This window comes from Rhizobium zaerense (assembly GCF_051810725.1).
Classification (GTDB): Bacteria; Pseudomonadota; Alphaproteobacteria; order Rhizobiales; family Rhizobiaceae; genus Rhizobium; species Rhizobium leguminosarum_I.
The window spans coordinates 29,038-47,053 of record NZ_CM132690.1; the positions used below are offsets into that span (position 1 = coordinate 29,038).

Annotated in this window: 18 protein-coding genes and 3 pseudogenes; 7 read left to right on the forward strand and 14 right to left on the reverse strand. The window is 61.1% G+C overall.

What is annotated here, in order from left to right; translation table 11 throughout:
- Window positions 1–72 precede the first annotated feature (72 nt).
- Both ACS4RR_RS00135 and ACS4RR_RS00140 read left to right on the forward strand, forming a co-directional pair.
- On the forward strand, window positions 73–1,617 hold the full coding sequence (locus ACS4RR_RS00135) for a putative bifunctional diguanylate cyclase/phosphodiesterase (RefSeq protein ID WP_260109969.1): 1,545 nt from the start codon (window positions 73–75) through the stop codon (window positions 1,615–1,617).
- A 235-nt stretch (window positions 1,618–1,852) separates the two neighbouring features.
- Window positions 1,853–1,990 (forward strand): annotated as a pseudogene (locus tag ACS4RR_RS00140) (TetR/AcrR family transcriptional regulator); the annotation flags it as partial.
- Between the two features lie 724 nt (window positions 1,991–2,714).
- Here ACS4RR_RS00140 and ACS4RR_RS00145 read toward each other — a convergent pair.
- The 4 genes from ACS4RR_RS00145 to ACS4RR_RS00160 form a co-directional block, all read right to left on the reverse strand.
- The gene (locus ACS4RR_RS00145) at window positions 2,715–3,752 is read right to left on the reverse strand and encodes a 4-hydroxyproline epimerase (RefSeq protein ID WP_260109968.1); all 1,038 of its coding nucleotides are present in this window, start codon (window positions 3,750–3,752) and stop codon (window positions 2,715–2,717) included.
- 15 nt (window positions 3,753–3,767) lie between these two features.
- Window positions 3,768–4,478, reverse strand: coding sequence for an SDR family oxidoreductase (locus ACS4RR_RS00150; protein ID WP_260109967.1), 711 nt, complete (start codon window positions 4,476–4,478; stop codon window positions 3,768–3,770).
- 9 nt (window positions 4,479–4,487) lie between these two features.
- A complete protein-coding gene (locus tag ACS4RR_RS00155; protein ID WP_260109966.1) occupies window positions 4,488–5,738 on the reverse strand; it encodes an NAD(P)/FAD-dependent oxidoreductase in 1,251 nt (416 codons plus the stop codon).
- Between the two features lie 115 nt (window positions 5,739–5,853).
- On the reverse strand, window positions 5,854–7,131 hold the full coding sequence (locus tag ACS4RR_RS00160) for an alpha/beta hydrolase (protein WP_260109965.1): 1,278 nt from the start codon (window positions 7,129–7,131) through the stop codon (window positions 5,854–5,856).
- A 620-nt stretch (window positions 7,132–7,751) separates the two neighbouring features.
- On the opposite strand from ACS4RR_RS00160, the gene ACS4RR_RS00165 reads away from it, so the two are divergent.
- Entirely contained in the window at window positions 7,752–8,690 is a 939-nt protein-coding gene (locus tag ACS4RR_RS00165) for an IS110 family RNA-guided transposase (RefSeq protein ID WP_260109994.1), read from the forward strand.
- A 213-nt stretch (window positions 8,691–8,903) separates the two neighbouring features.
- On the opposite strand, the gene ACS4RR_RS00170 is transcribed toward ACS4RR_RS00165, so the two are convergent.
- Window positions 8,904–9,800, reverse strand: a complete 897-nt coding sequence (locus tag ACS4RR_RS00170) for an aldo/keto reductase (RefSeq protein WP_260109964.1) — start codon at window positions 9,798–9,800, stop codon at window positions 8,904–8,906.
- Between the two features lie 401 nt (window positions 9,801–10,201).
- Here ACS4RR_RS00170 and ACS4RR_RS00175 point away from each other — a divergent pair, with 401 nt between their 5' ends.
- Both ACS4RR_RS00175 and ACS4RR_RS00180 read left to right on the forward strand, forming a co-directional pair.
- The gene (locus tag ACS4RR_RS00175; protein WP_456189543.1) at window positions 10,202–11,551 is read left to right on the forward strand and encodes a cation diffusion facilitator family transporter; all 1,350 of its coding nucleotides are present in this window, start codon (window positions 10,202–10,204) and stop codon (window positions 11,549–11,551) included.
- 72 nt (window positions 11,552–11,623) lie between these two features.
- Window positions 11,624–11,902: a metal-sensing transcriptional repressor gene (locus tag ACS4RR_RS00180; protein WP_024323399.1), complete on the forward strand. Its 279-nt coding sequence runs from the start codon at window positions 11,624–11,626 to the stop codon at window positions 11,900–11,902.
- A 226-nt stretch (window positions 11,903–12,128) separates the two neighbouring features.
- Here ACS4RR_RS00180 and ACS4RR_RS00185 read toward each other — a convergent pair whose 3' ends face one another.
- The 5 genes from ACS4RR_RS00185 to ACS4RR_RS00205 all read right to left on the reverse strand — a co-directional run bounded on the left by ACS4RR_RS00185 (window position 12,129) and on the right by ACS4RR_RS00205 (window position 15,118).
- Window positions 12,129–12,764 (reverse strand): TetR family transcriptional regulator, encoded by a 636-nt coding sequence (locus ACS4RR_RS00185; RefSeq protein ID WP_222386639.1) that lies wholly within the window; start codon window positions 12,762–12,764, stop codon window positions 12,129–12,131.
- Between the two features lie 19 nt (window positions 12,765–12,783).
- Entirely contained in the window at window positions 12,784–13,455 is a 672-nt protein-coding gene (locus tag ACS4RR_RS00190; protein ID WP_222386638.1) for a class I SAM-dependent methyltransferase, read from the reverse strand.
- 326 nt (window positions 13,456–13,781) lie between these two features.
- Window positions 13,782–14,084 carry a hypothetical protein gene (locus tag ACS4RR_RS00195; RefSeq protein ID WP_456189544.1) on the reverse strand — a complete coding sequence of 101 codons (303 nt, stop codon included), beginning with the start codon at window positions 14,082–14,084 and terminating at the stop codon, window positions 13,782–13,784.
- A gap of 154 nt (window positions 14,085–14,238) precedes the next feature.
- On the reverse strand, window positions 14,239–14,607 hold the full coding sequence (locus ACS4RR_RS00200) for a cell surface protein (RefSeq protein WP_456189545.1): 369 nt from the start codon (window positions 14,605–14,607) through the stop codon (window positions 14,239–14,241).
- Between the two features lie 190 nt (window positions 14,608–14,797).
- On the reverse strand, window positions 14,798–15,118 hold the full coding sequence (locus ACS4RR_RS00205) for a hypothetical protein (RefSeq protein WP_456189546.1): 321 nt from the start codon (window positions 15,116–15,118) through the stop codon (window positions 14,798–14,800).
- 271 nt (window positions 15,119–15,389) lie between these two features.
- Here ACS4RR_RS00205 and ACS4RR_RS00210 point away from each other — a divergent pair.
- Window positions 15,390–15,635: pseudogene (locus tag ACS4RR_RS00210) on the forward strand (hypothetical protein); the annotation flags it as partial.
- A gap of 229 nt (window positions 15,636–15,864) precedes the next feature.
- On the opposite strand, the pseudogene ACS4RR_RS00215 reads toward ACS4RR_RS00210, so the two are convergent.
- Both ACS4RR_RS00215 and ACS4RR_RS00220 read right to left on the reverse strand, forming a co-directional pair.
- Window positions 15,865–16,160, reverse strand: a pseudogene (locus ACS4RR_RS00215) (hypothetical protein).
- A gap of 28 nt (window positions 16,161–16,188) precedes the next feature.
- Window positions 16,189–16,371: a hypothetical protein gene (locus ACS4RR_RS00220; RefSeq protein WP_170279306.1), complete on the reverse strand. Its 183-nt coding sequence runs from the start codon at window positions 16,369–16,371 to the stop codon at window positions 16,189–16,191.
- A 447-nt stretch (window positions 16,372–16,818) separates the two neighbouring features.
- Here ACS4RR_RS00220 and ACS4RR_RS00225 point away from each other — a divergent pair, with 447 nt between their 5' ends.
- Window positions 16,819–17,064, forward strand: coding sequence for a DUF982 domain-containing protein (locus ACS4RR_RS00225; RefSeq protein ID WP_027666185.1), 246 nt, complete (start codon window positions 16,819–16,821; stop codon window positions 17,062–17,064).
- 2 nt (window positions 17,065–17,066) lie between these two features.
- Here the strand turns inward: ACS4RR_RS00225 and ACS4RR_RS00230 are convergent, their stop codons facing one another.
- Entirely contained in the window at window positions 17,067–17,675 is a 609-nt protein-coding gene (locus ACS4RR_RS00230) for a hypothetical protein (RefSeq protein ID WP_456189547.1), read from the reverse strand.
- Between the two features lie 48 nt (window positions 17,676–17,723).
- Window positions 17,724–18,011 (reverse strand): type II toxin-antitoxin system RelE/ParE family toxin, encoded by a 288-nt coding sequence (locus ACS4RR_RS00235; protein ID WP_162119278.1) that lies wholly within the window; start codon window positions 18,009–18,011, stop codon window positions 17,724–17,726.
- Window positions 18,012–18,016 lie beyond the last annotated feature (5 nt).

Genomic DNA, 18,016 nt, shown 5'->3' on the forward strand with positions numbered 1-18,016 from the left:
AAAGCATGTCGGGGACGATGCGGTCCTTCGAGCTGGCCATGATGGCTCTTCACACAACAGGAGCCTGTTCATATGCCTCGCATCCAACCAACCAGACCGCAGGTGGAGATCGTTGCCTGGCTGGCGGTCTTCCTGCTTCTCTTCTGCCTGTCTTGGTTCCTCCAATGGCATGAAGGGCTGGATCGTTTCATCGAGAAGCATCATGACTATCCGCTGGACCATGCGCTCCTCGCCCTCAATATCTCCGGGTTTCTCGGGCTCATTTATTCCGCACTGAGAATCCGGGATCTTTCGAGGGAGGTCAATCGCCGGCTGCAGGCCGAAAAGAACGTAGACTGGATTGCCTGTCACGACACGCTGACCGAACTGCCTAACCGCAGGTTTCTGCATTCCGTATGCGCGCAGGCGATGACCGATCAAAGCGAAGAAGCCTACGCCGTGTTCAGCATCGATCTCGACGGCTTCAAGAAGGTCAACGACCTCCTGGGGCATGATCACGGTGATGCGGTGCTGAAGACTGTTGCTCAGCGGCTCTCTTCCCTCTTTCCCCGCGAACACGTTTTCCGCCTTGGTGGAGACGAATTCGTTGTCCTGGCGCGGCGAACCGGAAATCCCGATCTTGCCGCGTTGGCGAACCGCATAGTGACCGTGATCGGCAAGCCGTTCACATTCAATGGTGTCGCCGTTGACCTCGGCGCCAGCGTCGGCTTCGCGCTTTTTCCGGAGAACGGCGATGACCTCAGTCAAGTCATTCGACATTCCGACTGTGCGATGTATGTCGCCAAAAAGCAGGGGCGCAATCTGGTGAAGCCCTTCGTGCCTTCGATGCAGGACGAGTTGGCGAAGCGCATTCGGATGGAAGCTAATCTGAGAGCAGCCATCAGGAAGGCCGAGATCGTTCCCTACTATCAACCGCTCGTGGACCTGAAAACGAATAGGATTATCGGCTTCGAGGCGCTGGCACGCTGGAAGACGGCCTCCGGCGAATTCATCCCACCGAACGAATTCATTCCGGTGGCGGAGGAAGCCGGTCTGATCGTCGAATTGACCGACCAACTGCTTCGCCACGCCTGCACCGATGCGCTTTCCTGGCCAAGCGAGATCGTCCTGTCATTCAACCTTTCTCCGATCCAACTGAGCGATCGGTTACTCGGACTCAGAATTCTCAAGATATTGGGCGATGTCGGTCTGCCCGCGCACCGGGTCGAACTGGAAGTGACGGAGAGCGCCATCATCCGGGACGCCGTTACGGCACGAATCGTCCTCGATGATCTGGTGAATGCCGGGGTCGGGATTGCTCTCGACGACTTTGGAACAGGTTATTCCAGCCTCTCGCAACTATCCAACTACCGGTTCGACAAGATCAAGATCGACAGGAGTTTCGTCTCTTCATTCGAAACCGACGATAAGCAAGACAAGGTGATCAGGGCGATCATCGCTCTCGGCGTGGGACTTGGCGTGACGATAACGGCCGAGGGTATCGAAGAGGAGAGCCAGCTTCAGCGGCTTCAGGACCTGGGTTGCGACATCGGCCAAGGTTATCTGCTTGGCAGGCCAGCGCCGGCCGAGAAGCTTGCCACAGGCCAGGCCAGCGCCAGAATTTTGCAACGCGGTTGATGGGCCGCGTTATGTCGGCTCTGAATCAGAGCCGACATAAGCTTACCGACTTCAAGTTACGCTTATCAATGCCTCACTTTTCGGTCAAAGTTGCTTGGCTTTGTCGGCATCGAACGCATAGGACCTGACGCCATCGGCAAACAAGCGCTGTCCATCTGGCCGACCAGCCGTTCCACACTCTCCAAAACGTTCATCCTAAACCTTAAGCGACGGATGCTCACGCACTTGGGATGACCGAGGCAGCGAGGGTCACGTGGAACTCGGCGAACTCGTGCGCGCCGCCCGCGCCGTCACGCTCGACCGCCTGAAGGCGCGCCTGAACCAGGCGATATCAGCAGGCGAAATTCCAGCCTCGACCGACGTCCATGCGCTTGGCCACCGGTGGTGCTGAGCTCAGGCAGGGCTGATCGCGTTTCGAATATTGTTACGCGAGAGTGCGCCTGCGTCACCTTTGGTCAGTCGGTCGCGGAAGCTTGGTGGGGTCGCTGGCGCCGGCATTCAAGAGAGCCTCATCCTGAGGTGCCCCGAAGGGGCCTCGAAGGACGAGGCGGGCATTTCGGCGTCGGATCTATGCAAGGAGTGGCGTTTGCGACGTGTCCTTCGAGGCGATCCTGCGGATCGCACCTCAGGATGAGGAGCGTGGAGGATGCCGCGGCCGGCTCCCTCTACAACGGTTTTGAGCCGGGTCGGGCTAAGATCTCAGGCTGCTGACAAAGAGCGGACGCGCCATGCGAGAGGCGGGCGAGGAACGGAGAGGTCGCCGCATATCCTCTTCTCCCCTCGGGGAGAAGGTGCCGGCATGCAGATACAAGGGGGCCACACGGCACGCCCTTGCCGTAATTGCCACCCCGACGGCAAGCGCGCTGAACATGCAAAACGATACCGACATGGTCGAAGCCGCACGGGCGTTGTTGAAAAGACTGGCATCGGCGGCCCCCTCATCCGCCCTACGGGCACCTTCTCCCCGCTGGGGAGAAGAGGGAATCGAGACGTCGCGACATATCCCTTCGCCCCGTCTACGGTCGTCGGAAAGACGGGGCGAGACCGGTGGCTCGACCGAGGCAAGGTGGCGGCAGTCGGATGCGGCGTCCAACTGTTCATATCTCCCCGGCGGCCGGCCCCCAGACATCCGTCAGCGCAAAACCACCCGGATGCGGGTCAAAGGGATCTAACGCTACCTGGGTCAGGCCGAAGGTGAAGCCGCGGCCGGTGATGGTGGGGATGACAGCGGGGCGGCCGGCCACTTCGGTCACCGCCTGGAGGCCGACTTCGAATTCGGAGCCGATGATCGATTTCGAGGTGAAGGTGTCGCCGACCTTGGCCTTGCCGCGGGCATAGAGCGTCGCGAGATTGGCGGAGTTGCCGGTGCCGCAGGGCGAGCGGTCAGCTCGGCCCGGCCACATGGTGGTGCAGGTGCGCACCGTGCCATCGGCTTCGGTATCGCGGAACATGACATAGGCGACGCCGGAGATGGCCGGGATCTCGGGATGGACGACCTTGATGTCGCGGTTGATCAGTTCCTTGAGGATCATGCCGGCCTGGACGAGGCCGGCGGCATTGGCCTTCTCGATCGTCAGACCGATCTGGCCGACATCAACAAGCGCATAGAAGATACCGCCATAGCAGATATCGGCCTTGATCTTTCCCCAATGCGGCGTGTCGATTGCGACATCGAGCTCGTGCACGAAGGACGGCACCATGGTCAGCCGGACCTTCTCGCAGCGCCCGTCGCGGCAGGTCGCCGTCGCCTTGACGAGGCCGGCGGCGGTTTCGAGTGTGACGATCGTCTCCGGCTCTTTCATCTCGACGATGCCGGATTCGAGCAAGGCCGTCGTCACGCAGATCGAGTTCGAGCCGGAACTCGCATGCGCCTGGTCGGGCTGCAGGATGATGAAGGCGGCGTCCGCCTCCGGGTGCCGTGCCGGCAGCAGCAGGTTGACCGAGCCGATCGGCGCGCCGCGCGGTTCCAGGCAAAGGAAGCGGCGAAGCTCGTCGCCCTTCGGATCGGTGTTCAGCCAGTGCAGCTGGGCGGCGATGGTATCGCCGGGGATCTTCGGCACGCCGCCGATCGCGACGCGGCCGATCTCGCCTTCGGCGTGGACATCCAGCAGTTGGATCGTGCGCTTCCATCTCATATCGAAAACTCCAGATCAGACGTGACGGGTGACGCCGCCATCGACGGGGATATTCTGGCCGGTGATGTAACCTGCGCCTTCGGAGAGCAGGAAGGCCGCGGTCTTGGCGATCTCCTCCACATGGCCGATGCGCTTCATCGGGACCTTCTCGGCGGTCTCGGGCTTGTGGTTCAGGCTGTCGATATAGCCCGGCAGGATGCAGTTCATGCGGATATTGTCGGCCGCATAACGATCGGAATAAAGCTTGGTGAAGGCGCCGGCAGCGGCGCGGTAGGTGCAGGAAACCGGGAAGACCAGCGTCGGCTCGTAGGCGGCGAATGTGGTGATGTTGACGAAGGCGCCCTTGCCCTGTTTCAGCATGACCGGCGTCACCAGGCGGGCCATGCGCACCAGCGACAGGATCATCATGTCCGAGCCGAGCGTCCAGTTCTCGTCCGATATATCGAGCAGGTCGCCCTTCGGCGGATGGCCGCTCAGGTTGACGACGGCATCGATGCGGCCATAGGTCTTCATCGTCAGGTCGAAGATCGCCTTGAGATCCTCGGCCTTTTCGGCCACGCCGCGCGAGGCGACGCCGCCAAGTTCGGCCGCCAGCTTCTCGCAGCTTTCCGACGGCGACATCAGCGCCAGCCGATAGCCCTGCGCCGAGAGCTCGCGGGCGATCGCCTCGCCCATGCCGCGGCCGCCACCGGTGATCAGCGCGACGGGTTTGGTGGTTTCGGACATCGGGGCCTCCTAATAGCGGTCTATGCGGAACGGCGTCATGTCGAGGGATGGTTTGAGCCCGGTCACCATATCGGCGATCACCAGCGCTGTCGTTGCCGAAAAGGTCAGGCCGAGATGGCCGTGGCCGGTCGCATAAAAAACGCCGGGTATTTTCGACGAGGGCGAAATGATCGGGATCGTATCGGGCAGGGCCGGACGATGCCCCATCCATTCCGTTGTCTCCTCGACCTTGAGACCGGGCAGCGCACGCTGGGCATGGCGCACCAGCACACGCGGACGGCGGAAATCGGGCGCGGCATCGAGGCCGGCGAGCTCGACATTGCCGCCGACCCGGATGCCGCCCGCCGTCGGCGTCACCATGAAGGCGCGATGCGGCCAGATCACCGAATAGCGCATCGCGATGCCCGGCTTCATGATCTGCGTGTGATAGCCGCGCTCGGTTTCGAGCGGGATCGGCTCGCCGAGCTTTTCGGCGAGGAAACGGGTGTGGACGCCGGCGGCAAGCACGACCGAACCCGCCTCGATACGCCTGCCATCCTCGAGGAGAACGACGACGGTGCCATCGCCCCGGCTCTCGATATTCCTGACAGTGCCGGAGACGAAGCTTGCGCCGGCAGCCTTTGCGGCGTCTGCGAGTTTCACCACCAGCTTGTAGGGGTCGCGGATCGATTTGTTGTCGGGGAGCAGCACGGCTTTGACAATCGCCGGTGACACCGTGGGTTCGTAATGTTGGATGGCGCCGTTGCTCAAAATTTCGAATTCGAGGCCGTAGCGCTGCATCATGGCGAGATGGCCGCGATCGGCGGCAAATTCCGCCTCGGTCTCGTAGATTGCGAGACAGCCCTCCTCGGTCATCAACTCGGGCGCGCCGATCGCCTCGAGCATCTCTTTGAAATCGCCAAGCGCCCGGTTCGACAGGCGCATACCGGCATCCTCGATCTCTCTGAGGCGCGAGGGCCGGCCGGCAGCCAGGAAGCGTAAGAACCAGGGCAGCATCCTTACGGCATAAGAGGGGCGCAGCCAGACCGGGCCTTCGGGATCGAGCAGCCAGCCGGGGATCTTTTTCCAGGTCGAGGGACCCGAGCCGGCGGCAAAATCGAGCGCAATGCTTGCCATATTGCCGAAAGAAGTGCCGCGGCCCGGCTCGCCCTTGTCGATCAGCGTCACATCAAGGCCGCGCCGCTGCAGCTCGAAAGCGATCGAGGCGCCGATCACGCCCGCGCCGACGACCGCCACCCTCTTCTTCGTCTCATCCGCCATGCCATCAACCCATCGCACGGCAGACAGAAGTGCCGTCATGAATCTGATATATCACAACAAGATGCGATGCCTAGAGAATTTCCGTTTTTTCCGGATCACGGAATTGCTGGAATTTTTACTGGCTTTCCGGCAGGCCGGCGCCGACGCTGTCGCCGACCGAACCGACGGTATTGTTCATCGACTGGCCGAGACGCTTCAGCTGGGCGTCGTAGTTGCGCCGGGTGCGCGGATCGAAGATCGCAATCGGCGTGCTGACGGCAACGCTGACGGCGCTTCCGGCGGTCTGGGCAGCGCCCATCGCCACGGCGCCGACGGCCTCGCCGAGGCCGACATTGGAATCGGTGATCGCTTGGCCGGCAATCAGCCGGTCGCCGATCAGCTTCACCACCTCGGGGCTTTCGGCGAATTTGCCGTGGTTCAGCCGGTCGCCGCCCTTGAGCTTGGTGAGATCGAGCACGGTGATGCCGGCGGCCTCGAGCTTGCTGCGATAGGGCTCGACGGAGGGATCGATCTGGCCGAGCCGGTCGACATTGCCGGAGATGCGCCGTGACAGCGCCAGAGCCCGATCGTCCTGCGAGACGAAGATGGTGAAGTGCGGCCTGTCCTTGCCGAGGCTGGCGAACTGGCGGCCGAAGACATCGACATCGAGATCCGGCGAGGCAAGGATGACATTGTTGATCTTCGGTGCGACGTGGCCGTTGCGGATCGCCATCTGCCGCAGCGCTTCGACGGTGAGCCACGTGCCCATCGAATGGGCCATGATGGTGACGTCGCTGACGGCGGGATTGGCGGCGGTGCGGGTCAGCAGTTCCTCCAGCGCGTCGCGGGAATAGTTGGTGCTTTCCTTGTCGTAATTATAATCGAAGATGCTGCCGCGCGACGGCCAGGTGAAGACGACGGGCGCGACGTCGGCATGCGAATCGTGGACGATCTGTGCGAAGCGGTAGACGGCATCCTCATAACGATTGTTGAAGCCGTGGACGAAGACCAGTACGCGGCGGCTCTTCGGCATATGCGACTTCAGCCAGGTCTCGCCGGCCCGCTCGCCTTCCAGCGGATCGACGGAAACGGTGACGAAATCGCGCAGCGGATCGGCCGGCAGGCGGCTTGGCCATTGCACCTGGCCGACCTTGCGATTGGCTTCCGGCGGGATGGAGACATCGACGGCATTGACGGCGAGCCCGGTGCCGCGCTCACCGGAGAAAAGCACGGCGGGATTGTCGTCGGCAGCGCGTGTCGTGGCGACGAGAAGATCGACCTTCGACGTGCCGGGCGGCACGGTGCCGGCCGCCTGCATGACACCGACCGGCCTGCCGCCGCAGCCGGAAAGCGCCATCATTGCCACCAAAAGACCTGTCAGGGCCGCGCGCGAGGCGCGCCTTCTGCCGATCATGACCAACTCCAATCGGTTCACGCACCGGACAGGCGGCGCCCGTTCAAATAGTCCGACGACGCTTGTCGAGTCAAACCGCGGGCGGTGGAAGCCTTTTGGGGCGGAAAGAAAAGGGACTTGGGGGAAAAGAAAAAAGCCCGACGCGGGAGGAGGTGCGCCGGGCTCTTGATCCTGACTGACAACTGGGAGGAGGAGTGTTGTCAGTCCGATGTAAGAGCGCTGGGAGGAGGAGTGCGCTGCTTACGAAGATAGGTATAGCCAATTCTTTTGATTCGGAATAGCGAAAATACCGCAATGCAGCAATGCACTGCATGCAAGGCTTACCCTCAAAACAACAGGTCACCGCCTCATTTTGCAGCATGTTTGACCGGATGGTCAAAATTATGCCGAAAATTGCGGCCTCGGCGTCGCCGTTGGCTTGCCCCTTGTATCTGCATGTTAGATTTTATGTGCGATGGAAGCGATTGAGCCTCTGGCTGGGTGGCCACCCAGCCAGAGGCGTGACGAAGTCGCCCGTTTCCCCCTCCGGTTACAACCGTGGATGAGCCTGGGATCTTCGTCATCGTCACGTACGACCGAATAGTCGCTTGGCTTCAACCGCACGCACAAGGCAGGTTACCGTGAACAGAGTTATATGTGGAGTGGATGTTTCGAAGGACTGGCTGGATGCGTTTATCCGCCCGTCCGGGGTTTTTGAGCGTTTCAGCAACGATGCGGCCGGCATCGGCGCGCTGGCTGCGCTCTGCCGGGAGCAGGGTGTCGAGCTCGTCGTCATGGAGGCGTCGGGCGGCTACGAGCGTTCGGCCTTCCTGCTGTTGTGGGAGTTGGGGATCGCCTGCGCGCTTGCCAATCCGCGCCATGTGCGCCGCTTTGCCGAGGCCATGGGCTTTCTGGAAAAGACCGACCGGATCGATGCGGCGATGATCGCCCATTATGCCGAGGCCAGGCGGCTGTCTGCCCTGCCGCCGCCGAAAGCCGCGCAGCTGCGGCTGTCGGCGCTGATGACGCGGCTGTCTCAGGTCACCAGCGATCTGACCGTCCAGAGGCAGCGCCGCAGTGCTGCCCGCGATCAGCAGAGTGTGGCAAGCCTCGACGAAGTGATCGCGCTTCTGGTGCGCCAGAGCCGCACCCTTGAGGGCGAGATTGCCTCGATGATCGACGACGATCCGCTCTGGGCCTGCCTCAACCAAGCCTTTCGCTCGATCAAGGGGGTGGCGGACCGTACCGTTGCCCGGCTGATGGCCGAACTGCCCGAAATCGGCCGAATCTCCAACAAGGCGATCGTCAAACTGGCCGGCCTGGCGCCGATTGCCAACGATAGCGGCAAACGCAGCGGACCCCGGCCGGTGCGCGGCGGGCGCTCCGGACCGCGTGGCATCCTGTTCCTGGTCGCCGCCACCGCGGCCAGGTACGATCCGCATTTGGCTGCCTTCAGGCAAAGGTTGCAGAGCGCTGGCAAGCCAAAAATGGTTATCCGCATTGCGCTCGCCCGAAAACTGCTGGTCATTCTCAATGCAAAAGCACGGGATGCGCGAAGAGAATTCGAATGCGCAACTTGACAACCCAGATAGTCGCTCATCCGGCTGCCGCCACCTTCTCCCCGCTTGCGGGGCGAAGGGGATATGCCGCGACCTCTCCGTTCCCAGCAACCTCTCGCAGGGCACGTCCCCTCGCCCCGTCAGAACGGTGAGAGGGTGAGAGGGTTAGAGGGTTAGAGGGTTAGAGGGTGAGGGGCAGCGGCTAGCGCAACCAGAAAACCGTGGGTTTGCTCGTCAAGCAGCCTTGAAGACCTTCCTACCTTCGCCGTCGAGGCCGGAGAATTCCTCGTTCGAGAGGGTGATGTCGACGGCTGCGACATTTTCCTCGAGATGCTTGACCTTGGAGGTGCCGGGGATCGGCAGCATCACCGGGCTGCGCTTCAGCACCCAGGCGAGCGCGATCTGGCTAGGGGCTGCATTGTGCTTCTTGGCGATCGTATCGAGCAGCGAGCCCGGCTTGGCGAGGTCGCCGGCGGCCAGCGGATACCACGGGATGAAGCCGATATTGTGCTTGGCGCAATAATCGAGCACGTCCTCGCTGGTGCGGTCGACGAGATTGTAGCGGTTCTGGACGGTCGCGACCTTGAAATGCTTCGAAGCCGCCTCGATGTCGGCAACGGACACTTCGCTCAGACCTGCATGGCGGATCAGGCCGCTATCGAGCAGCGATTTGATCGCATCGAATTGCTCCCTGACCGGCACCTTCGGGTCGATCCTATGCAGCTGCCAGAGATCGATCTGCTCGACGCCGAGATTGCGCAGGCTCTTATGCACTTGCTGGATCAGATATTCCGGACGTCCGACGGGCAGCCAGATATCGGGACCGTGGCGGGTCAGGCCGCCCTTGGTGGCGATGACCGACTTGCCGCCATAGGGATGCAGCGCTTCCTTGATCAGCCATTCGGAGACATCGGGGCCGTAGGAATCGGCCGTATCGATGAAGTTGACGCCGAGTTCCGGCAGGCGCTTCAGCGTGCGGATGGATTCGGCATGATCGGAAGGCTCGCCCCAGATGCCCTTGCCGGTGACGCGCATGGCGCCGAAACCGAGACGATTGATCTCGATATCGCCGCCGATCCTGAAGGTACCTGACTTTGCTGCGTTGTATTGGGCTGCGGTGTGACTCGACATGGTCTTTCCTCTCTTATCAATCAATCATTGAAATCTGTGGAACGCTCCGAGGCGGATTGCACAGCCGCGGCACGGATGCCGAGGCTTTCGGAGATGCCTTCGAGCGCGAATGTCTGCCCTGATCGAAAGCGATGCCCGGCATGGTGAAGATCCGCCTATCGCGGGGATCATCAGAATGTGGCCGCTGCGACGCTTGCAGATATAGGACAGGACAGACCCGATAACAGGGCTCGACAAACGGGGCCGACGAAAGAAATGGTGCTGGAACAGCGGCGCCGGATAGACTCGCAAGGAGCGTTCGAGCCTCGCATGGAATTGGATCGCACCTGCAGACAAGAAGCCAACTTGACCTATCCTCTCCAGGGGGATAGGTCTAAATCCAGCTTGGATAGAGATCTGCAATGTTGGTCAGCATCAGGGAATGGTTCGGTTTCGGTCAAGGCGGTCGATCCCATGGCCACAGTCACGGCTCGCACGGCCATTCGCATGGAGATGCCGGAGGCCAGGGGCATACGCACGGCGTCGTCGATCCGAGCATCGCCTCGTCCCAGCGCGGCATCTGGGCGATCAAGTGGTCGTTCGTCATTCTGGCCATCACCGCGGCCCTGCAGCTCGTCGTCGTCTTCTCTTCGGGAAGCGTGGCGCTGCTGGCCGACACCATCCACAATATCGGCGATGCCGCCACCGCAATTCCTTTGTGGATCGCCTTCACACTGGTCCGACGGAAGCCGACGAAAACCTTCAACTATGGCCTCGGCCGCGTCGAGGACCTTGCCGGCATGCTGATCGTGCTGATTATTCTCTTCAGCGCCATCGTCGCCGGCTATGAGGCAATCGACCGCCTGCTGAACCCGCAGCCGATCACCCAGCTTCTGGCGGTCGCCGTCGCCGGCGTCGTCGGCTTCATCGGCAACGAGGCCGTGGCGGTGTTCCGCATCCGTGTCGGCAGGCAGATGAACAGCGCCGCGCTGATCGCCGACGGCTACCACGCCCGCACCGATGGTTTGACAAGCCTGGCCGTCGTGCTCGGTGCGGTCGGGGTCTGGCTCGGCTTTCCGCTCGCCGATCCGATCATCGGCCTGCTGATCACCATCGCGATCTTCGGCATCGTCTGGCAATCGGCGCGCGCCATCATCACCCGCAGCCTCGACGGCATCGAGCCGGGGATTACGGACGAGATCCACCATGCAGCAGAGCATGTCGCCGGCATCGAACGCCTGACGGACGTCAAGGCTCGCTGGATCGGTCACCGGCTCCATGCCGACGTTACGATTTCGGTCAGCGGCGACAAGCCCGTCGCGGATGCCAACATCATCGTGGCCAGGCTTCGCAATGAGCTTCACGCCCATCTTCCGGCGCTGGGTACGGCGAGCATCCAGATCGCCGAGGCAGCCGCCGAAGCGCCCTCCAACCATCGCAGCCACGGGCATCACCACGCTCCCGCTGCGTTCACGGTGAGTTCCCGATTGGCGACCGGATTGCTGGAGATTGTCGACACGCCGGAGGGTGAACGCATGCGGCTTTCCATTTCGAAACACGCAAAGGGGCTCGAGGCCGTCGTGGAGATCGCCCGCGATGGTCTCGTCGAGCGGCTGCCGCTGCTCCCTTCGCCGGCCGATCATCACGCCTTGATCAGCAACGTCGCTCCGGCCGAGCCTCACGCGTTCGATGCGGTGCTGAAGCTGATGGCAGGCGTCGACGTCGACGACCTTCCGTTTCGAATGGAAGCGCAGGAAGGCCATCATCACTGACTTGTCCCGGAGGCGATCCCCGGCGTAAGGTCGAGCGCCCTTCTGCTCGGAAGGATCGAGAACATGGACACGATGACCGAACCTCACACCCACGCCACCCATCCGGAGATCGTCAAGCGCCTGAAGCGGGCCGAGGGTCATCTGAAGAGCGTCATCACGATGATCGAGGCAGGCAAGCCGTGTCTCGATATCGCGCAGCAGCTCTCCGCGGTGGAGAAGGCGATCATCAACGCCAAACGGACGCTGATCCAGGATCATCTCGACCACTGCCTGGAAGAGACGGTCGGCGCCCTGCCGCGCGACAAGCGGCAGTCGATCGACGAGTTCAAGACGATTACGAAATATCTTTGAGGAAATGACCGAGGTTACCTGGCGGCCTATTCTTCGTGGGTAATGGCGGCCGCTTCGATGCTGCCGGTCTGCCGGTGGCCATCGACAAAGTGGGGCGCTATATCCTGCTTACAGTTTTGACGACGGGACTGGCCTGATGCCCTGGCAGCAAAGCGGACGACTGAAATCGTCAGATCGAGGCGGTTGGAACCCGAAGCTGGGCTGCGCCGCCTCAGCCGGCCCCGCGTCAACGCCTGGTCTTTGCCTCGTCGCCGAATTCCGCCAGCATCTTCCAAAGGTCGGTGAAAATCTCCCGGGCGAAATCCTGCGGCGAAGCACTTGGCGGGCGCTGCTGCCAGAGCTCAGCCCCGACGCGCAGCGCACCGATGACGATCGCCGCAAGGACGCGCATGCGGGGCCGCTCGAGCGGATCACCTCCCTTGCGCAGCAGCAGCGCCTCGGCGAGCTTCTGTTCGAGCCTGGCGTATTTCAGCTGGTCGCGGGCCTTCAGCGCCGGCGTGCGATGGATGAGGTCGCCACTCGCCAAGCCAGGCTCGTCGACGGAGGCGATGACGGTTGCGGTGATCGCCGTCTCGACCGCTGTGACGGAGGATTCGTCCACTGGCCTTGCGGCGATTGCCGCCATCAGGCGATCGGCGAAGGCATCCTGCCAAGCGAAAACCACCTCTTCCTTGGAGGGGAAATAATCGAAGAAACTGCGTTTGGAGACATCGGCCGCCTCGGTGATATCCTCGATCGTCGTGGCCTCGAAGCCGCGCTGCAGAAAGAGGGTCATGGCCGCCTGCTCGATGCGCTCGCGCGTCTGCCGCCGCTTGCGTTCCCGCCTGCCTTCGGTTGTCTCCGTCCGCTTGTTCTCAGCCATTCCGGCCCGGCATCATCGTTCAGCCGCCGGTTTCGTTGGAAAAGGCGGCGACGTCGTCGATATCAGTCTCGCTCTCGCGATAGCTGATGCGCTCGCGCGACAGTTCCAGCGGTTTGCTGCGCGAAATCCTGTAGACAGACGCCGGCGGCAGGTTGCGCACCGTGCCGCCGATGCGCACCGCCTTCAGGTCGAGACGCTCGAGGATCGGCCGTGGCACCGGGCAGCGCGGACCATAGGTAAACTGATAGACGGCCCCGCCCGGCCGCATATAGGCGAAGGCGCCGGCCATGATCGAGGCGATCTTCTCGGGCGACATGGAGAGCAGCGGCAGGCCGCTGACAACCGCGCCGACCGGTTCGCCTTCGAAAATATCGGCATGGGCGAGATGGGCGGCATCTATCTGCAATATGCGCGCCGTTGGGAACCGCGCCTGCAGCGAGGTAATGAACTCCGGGCCATACTCGATCAGGGTCAGATCCGCTTCGCTCACCCCGCGCGCCAGCAGCGCCCGGGTAAAGACGCCGGTTCCCGGGCCGAGCTCGATGATCGGACCGTCGGGTGCGGCAATTTCACTGGTCATGATCCTGGCAAGCGAATCCCCCGACGGCGCGATGGCCGCGACCCGAAGCGGATTGCTGATCCATGAGCGGAAAAAATGCAGGAAATCGGCGCGTGCGGACTTTGCAGTCATGATTATCCCACCTGTCTGAAATTCGATTGATTATGAAATTCGACCATCGCGGCGAGCATGGCAATTCCAAGGCAGACGCGTCAATCGCTCCTGGCTGCGGCTTTTCGCAACACCATCGTCAACAGTTTGCGCGATTCTGTACTTATTGCATTTTTGCATTCGATGCAACATCGTACGAACGACAGCTGGGGTAGGACATGCCGTATCCGGCTGGCAAGGCCGAGGATGGCGCCGAGGGAAGAGCGACCAACAAACTGAGGGCGGCTCGGAGGCCGCCCTTCAGCTCAGACGGGGCCGCTCGCGATGGCGAACGGCCGAGCGCCTCGTCAGTAATTGCAGCTGGAGCTGCTCGTCGGGTTGAAGCCGAGCTTGCAATCCATGTTGAGCGGCTTCTTGGGGTTCATCATATAATGTGTCGAGCCCGTGGTTTCCGAGGCGCGCTCGCCGATCGAACCGGTCGTGCGCCTGTCGTGCTCAACCTTGGTTTCTTGGCGCACAACCGGACGCTTGGCTGCACCCTGCTCTGTCGCGCTGGACTGGAGGGGAGCTGCCGCGGCCGAGAAGGCCGAGAGGCCGAGGATTGCGCCGAAGGCAGCGGCCACCAGGCCGTTCTTGAAAGTCGTGGTCATCATCGTCTCCTTGGGAGGATTCGTGGAATTTACGCCCCGGAGTTAGGAAGGCGATCTGTCACATACTACGGTGCCAAAGCAGAGCTCACGGACATGTGAGCGGCGGCCCGATCGAGAAAAAGGCGGCTCCTCGCCGCCTCCTTCATTTGCCGGCTCAATAGCCGTTATCACACGGCATGCTACCGGGACCGATCGATCCGGAAAACTTGGAGTTGCACATTCCCGGGGCCGCCGGCCTCTTCACCGGCTGGCGGACGGAGCCCGTGGTGCCGGACTCGACGCCGAAGGCGGCAAGCGGATACCAGTAGCCATCGGAATGGCGGCGGGTGCCGGGGCGCTCGGTACGGAAGCCCTGATAGCCATGCCAGGACCCCGCATGTGCTTTATATCGCACCATTTTCACGTCGGAGACAGCAGGCGGGGGAACCGTCTGAACGGGTGCGGCTCGTGCGGGAGCGATTGCCGCGAGCACGAGAAGGGCGCCGAGTGCGGCGGTGGAAGGGACAACTCTGAACATTTTCATGATAAACCCTCCTTAGTGGATTTATTTCGGGAAAATGCCTTCAAGGCGTGCCGAGTTCCGGGCTCACACGCAATTCCAAAACTCGTGATTGCAGGCGATCCGGCGTGACCAAATCGCCGAAAAGCGTGAAAAGTCGCGATCAGCAGAAGGCCTCAAACGGCGCTTGTGAGGAAACTTGAATTCTCTGTTCTCAATTCGCGTATAATGTCCGGTAACCCTGGCCGGAGAGGCAGGCGACATATTGGCGATGGGCGGCGGCGCGCGCTATCGTTTCGGCCCCCAGCTCATCGGCCCCGGCATATCCGGTCAGCTGGGCGCGCAGCTGATACTGCTTTCTCGCCTCGTCATACATGGCGTTGCCGTCGGTCATGCAAAGACCGTGCGCGACAGCGGGCGGATTGACGGGCACGCCGACCGCCAGGAGCACGGGATCATTGGCATGATCGATGCAGCCGGCAAGGCCCGTCATCATCGCCAGGGCAGCCAGAGCCCGAAAAATTCCCACCGTCATGCATTCCTCCGGCTGAAGCGCCTCTGAATCACCAAACCTGCGGATACATCAGGAAGGTTGCGCGAAACTAGGCTGACGGCTTACCGTCAATTTCGGCCGGGGGGATGGGAGACGGAGTTCCTGATCGTGGCGAAATGTCTTCGTTAGGGACACCCCACCAAGATCTATATAGCACTTCGGAATCCCGAAATTGGTTGGGGCATTGAATTCATTCAACGTTTCTTCACCTGCACAGGTCACGAAGCGCGGCGGATTTCGGAATCCCGAAGCGCGGAAAGTCGTGCCTGCATGGACTCGCGAGAAAGCCATAAGCGCCTATTTCGGAAACGATCCGCGGCTCCTAGCAAACCACGGACTTTGCAACGCCAAATTCCATAACGTCGTACTCTGCCAGCCGGGATGGGAAACGGGCAACCCGGATGAGTGCTCATATCTGGTTTGCAGCGGCTATTACTCAGCGTTGTTCGGGAAGGAAGAAAGGGAAGACTATTTGAGAGACTATCCGGACGCGCAATAGTTTTTCGCTTCGTTGCCTTGGGGGAGAGACTGGAGCGGCCGACGAGAAGTGCTTAACCTTGATCTCCCGATCTCAATCTTGAAAACCTAGAGCAGCTTCGCGCAAAACGATTATCGCAGCGGCGGCACTAGCCATTCTCTTCATCAGCCAATAAGCCCGCGGCCCGGCAGCCGGAAGGCGCCCTACAACCCTTCAATGTTCAGAGGTCTTGGGTGAACGACGCGGGACTTCAACCCTTCGCTTCAGGGATCAGGTGTATCATAGTTCCGTCTCTCGCCGCATCGCTGATCGCCGTTGCAATCGCCGGAACGGTCCACGCGCGACGAGCGCCTCTGGCGGAGGGTTTTTACCGGGACCCGGATCGATAAAGGCCGAACACTGGTGATCCGAATCCAGCATCGCCATCAATGGTGTGGCGACAATCGTTTCGCCGCAGGCGGCGCAGCGGAGAATGTAGGAACCGCGATGAACGATCGATTCCGTTTTGTCCAATCCGCACGAGGCGCAGGCCAAGATATTGGTCATTGCTTCACCCCAGCATGGGCACGCGGCTCTAGGAGGCGGCCGCCAGAATAATGGCGATCGCGAGCAGCATGGGACCCATCCACTTGAAGTGGCGAAGCAGGGGCGGCCGGCTGGCCGGCTTGCCTGGATATGGCAGATAACCAAAGCCGACGGATGTCATCCACAGGCCGGCGCAAAACATGATGATTTCATCGATATAGGCTGCGATCATGACGTTCCTGCCTTCGAAGCGGCGCTGCGATATCTCCGTCTCCGCGCCCGATGCCGCTCATCCTACTCACCAGCACGGCCAGACGGAAGAGAAGAGTGGAGCTGAGAGACTAAACTTGGGGTAGCAAGGGCTATTCGTGCGAGCTCCCGGCAGAGATCTGCAGCCAGAACCCGGTATGGCCGGACCCAGAAAGGTCTCAATCGTTGCTCGCCAGGGAGACACCTTGCCCGGCAAAACCTTGCTGGCACGTGAATTCGTTCAGGAATTCTGAGAGGCGCAGCATAAGCGCGCGAAACAGCGGCACGAAACTATTTTCGAAAAGCATATCCCAGCAGCTCGCTGATCGAGAAAGGCATCTCGTTCACGCTGCACCTCGCCACGCCGGATGAATCGCCCTATGTGTGCAGGCTGCAGCGGCAGAGAGCACGCAGCGGAGGTCCTGAGATCATGCAAACCATTTGGAAGAAGCCGGTAACGCTCGCCCTTGAAGGGCCGGATCAGTGGGTGGTGATCCAGACGACCCAGGCCGCGACATGGGCGCTGGTCGAAGACTGGCCGACCGAAGAGGGTCCTGCCTTGGATAGGGCTTGTGCGGTTTGCGCCGACGTCATGGCGGGAAAACGGAACCGGGAAGAGGCGCGACAGGCGTTCATCGACGCTGCGATCGAAGCCGGAATCCCGATCAAGGAATGAGGCTAGATGCGCTGAGGTGAGACAGGCCTAATATGCATGCGTGAGAGAGTGGAGGAGTGATCACGGGCCGGTGAACTTGTCACGGTTCCAGATATCCGTCCAGGAGCCGACGCATCCAACCGGGTTAGAGAATTGGGTGCCGATATCATTGATGCGCGGCCAGCCCACCATTGATCTGTTGCCACTCTCAACCATCGGAAAAGCTCCGACATCATTGTGGTAGCAACCGCCGTACGGCCATCCGAACTGTCGAGGCCGATCACCTCAATGGCAAAGGTATCGACCCAATGCCGTCCAAACATGTCTGCATTGCCCGGGTGATCGAAGTACAAGGTGAGCTGGTTCTGCTCATTTATTCCAGCAAGTATTGTGCTAGAGGGAGGAAAATTTTCGAGGCCCGCTATCGGCGGGATTAACTGCGCGGCGGCGGTCTTTGTAATCGAGGGGGAAGATCGCCAACCGATAGGCCTTGTCCTTTGCGGAACAAGCAGAGTGTATTTGACCCCTTCGTGCACGAACGGTACCGCCTGCGAAGGCGGATCGCTTCTGCTCAATATGAGATCACCTGCATAGCTAAAAAGCAAAGGATCGCCAATATGAGCTTTGCTCATGTGTTTTTCGTCGCCTTTATGTGCGGGGCTAGGACGGCGCTTTAAAAATCAGACGTCATCCGGCCATTCGCGCGCGCCATGTTGAACAAAGAGGATTTCGACATGTTCTTCGCGAACACGGTAAGCCACGATGAAGGGCGTTTGCGGAATGACGAGTTCGCGGGTGCCTTTGATCTCACCCAAACGGCCAATAAACGGATTTGCAGACAGGAGTTTGCCAGTCTTTGTGTGAATGTCATTCACCACACGGGAAGCCACGCGCGGATTACGCTCCCCGATGTAATCGCCTATAGCAGCAAGTTCTCGAAGATAACGTCTCGTCCAGACGATGCGCACGTTTT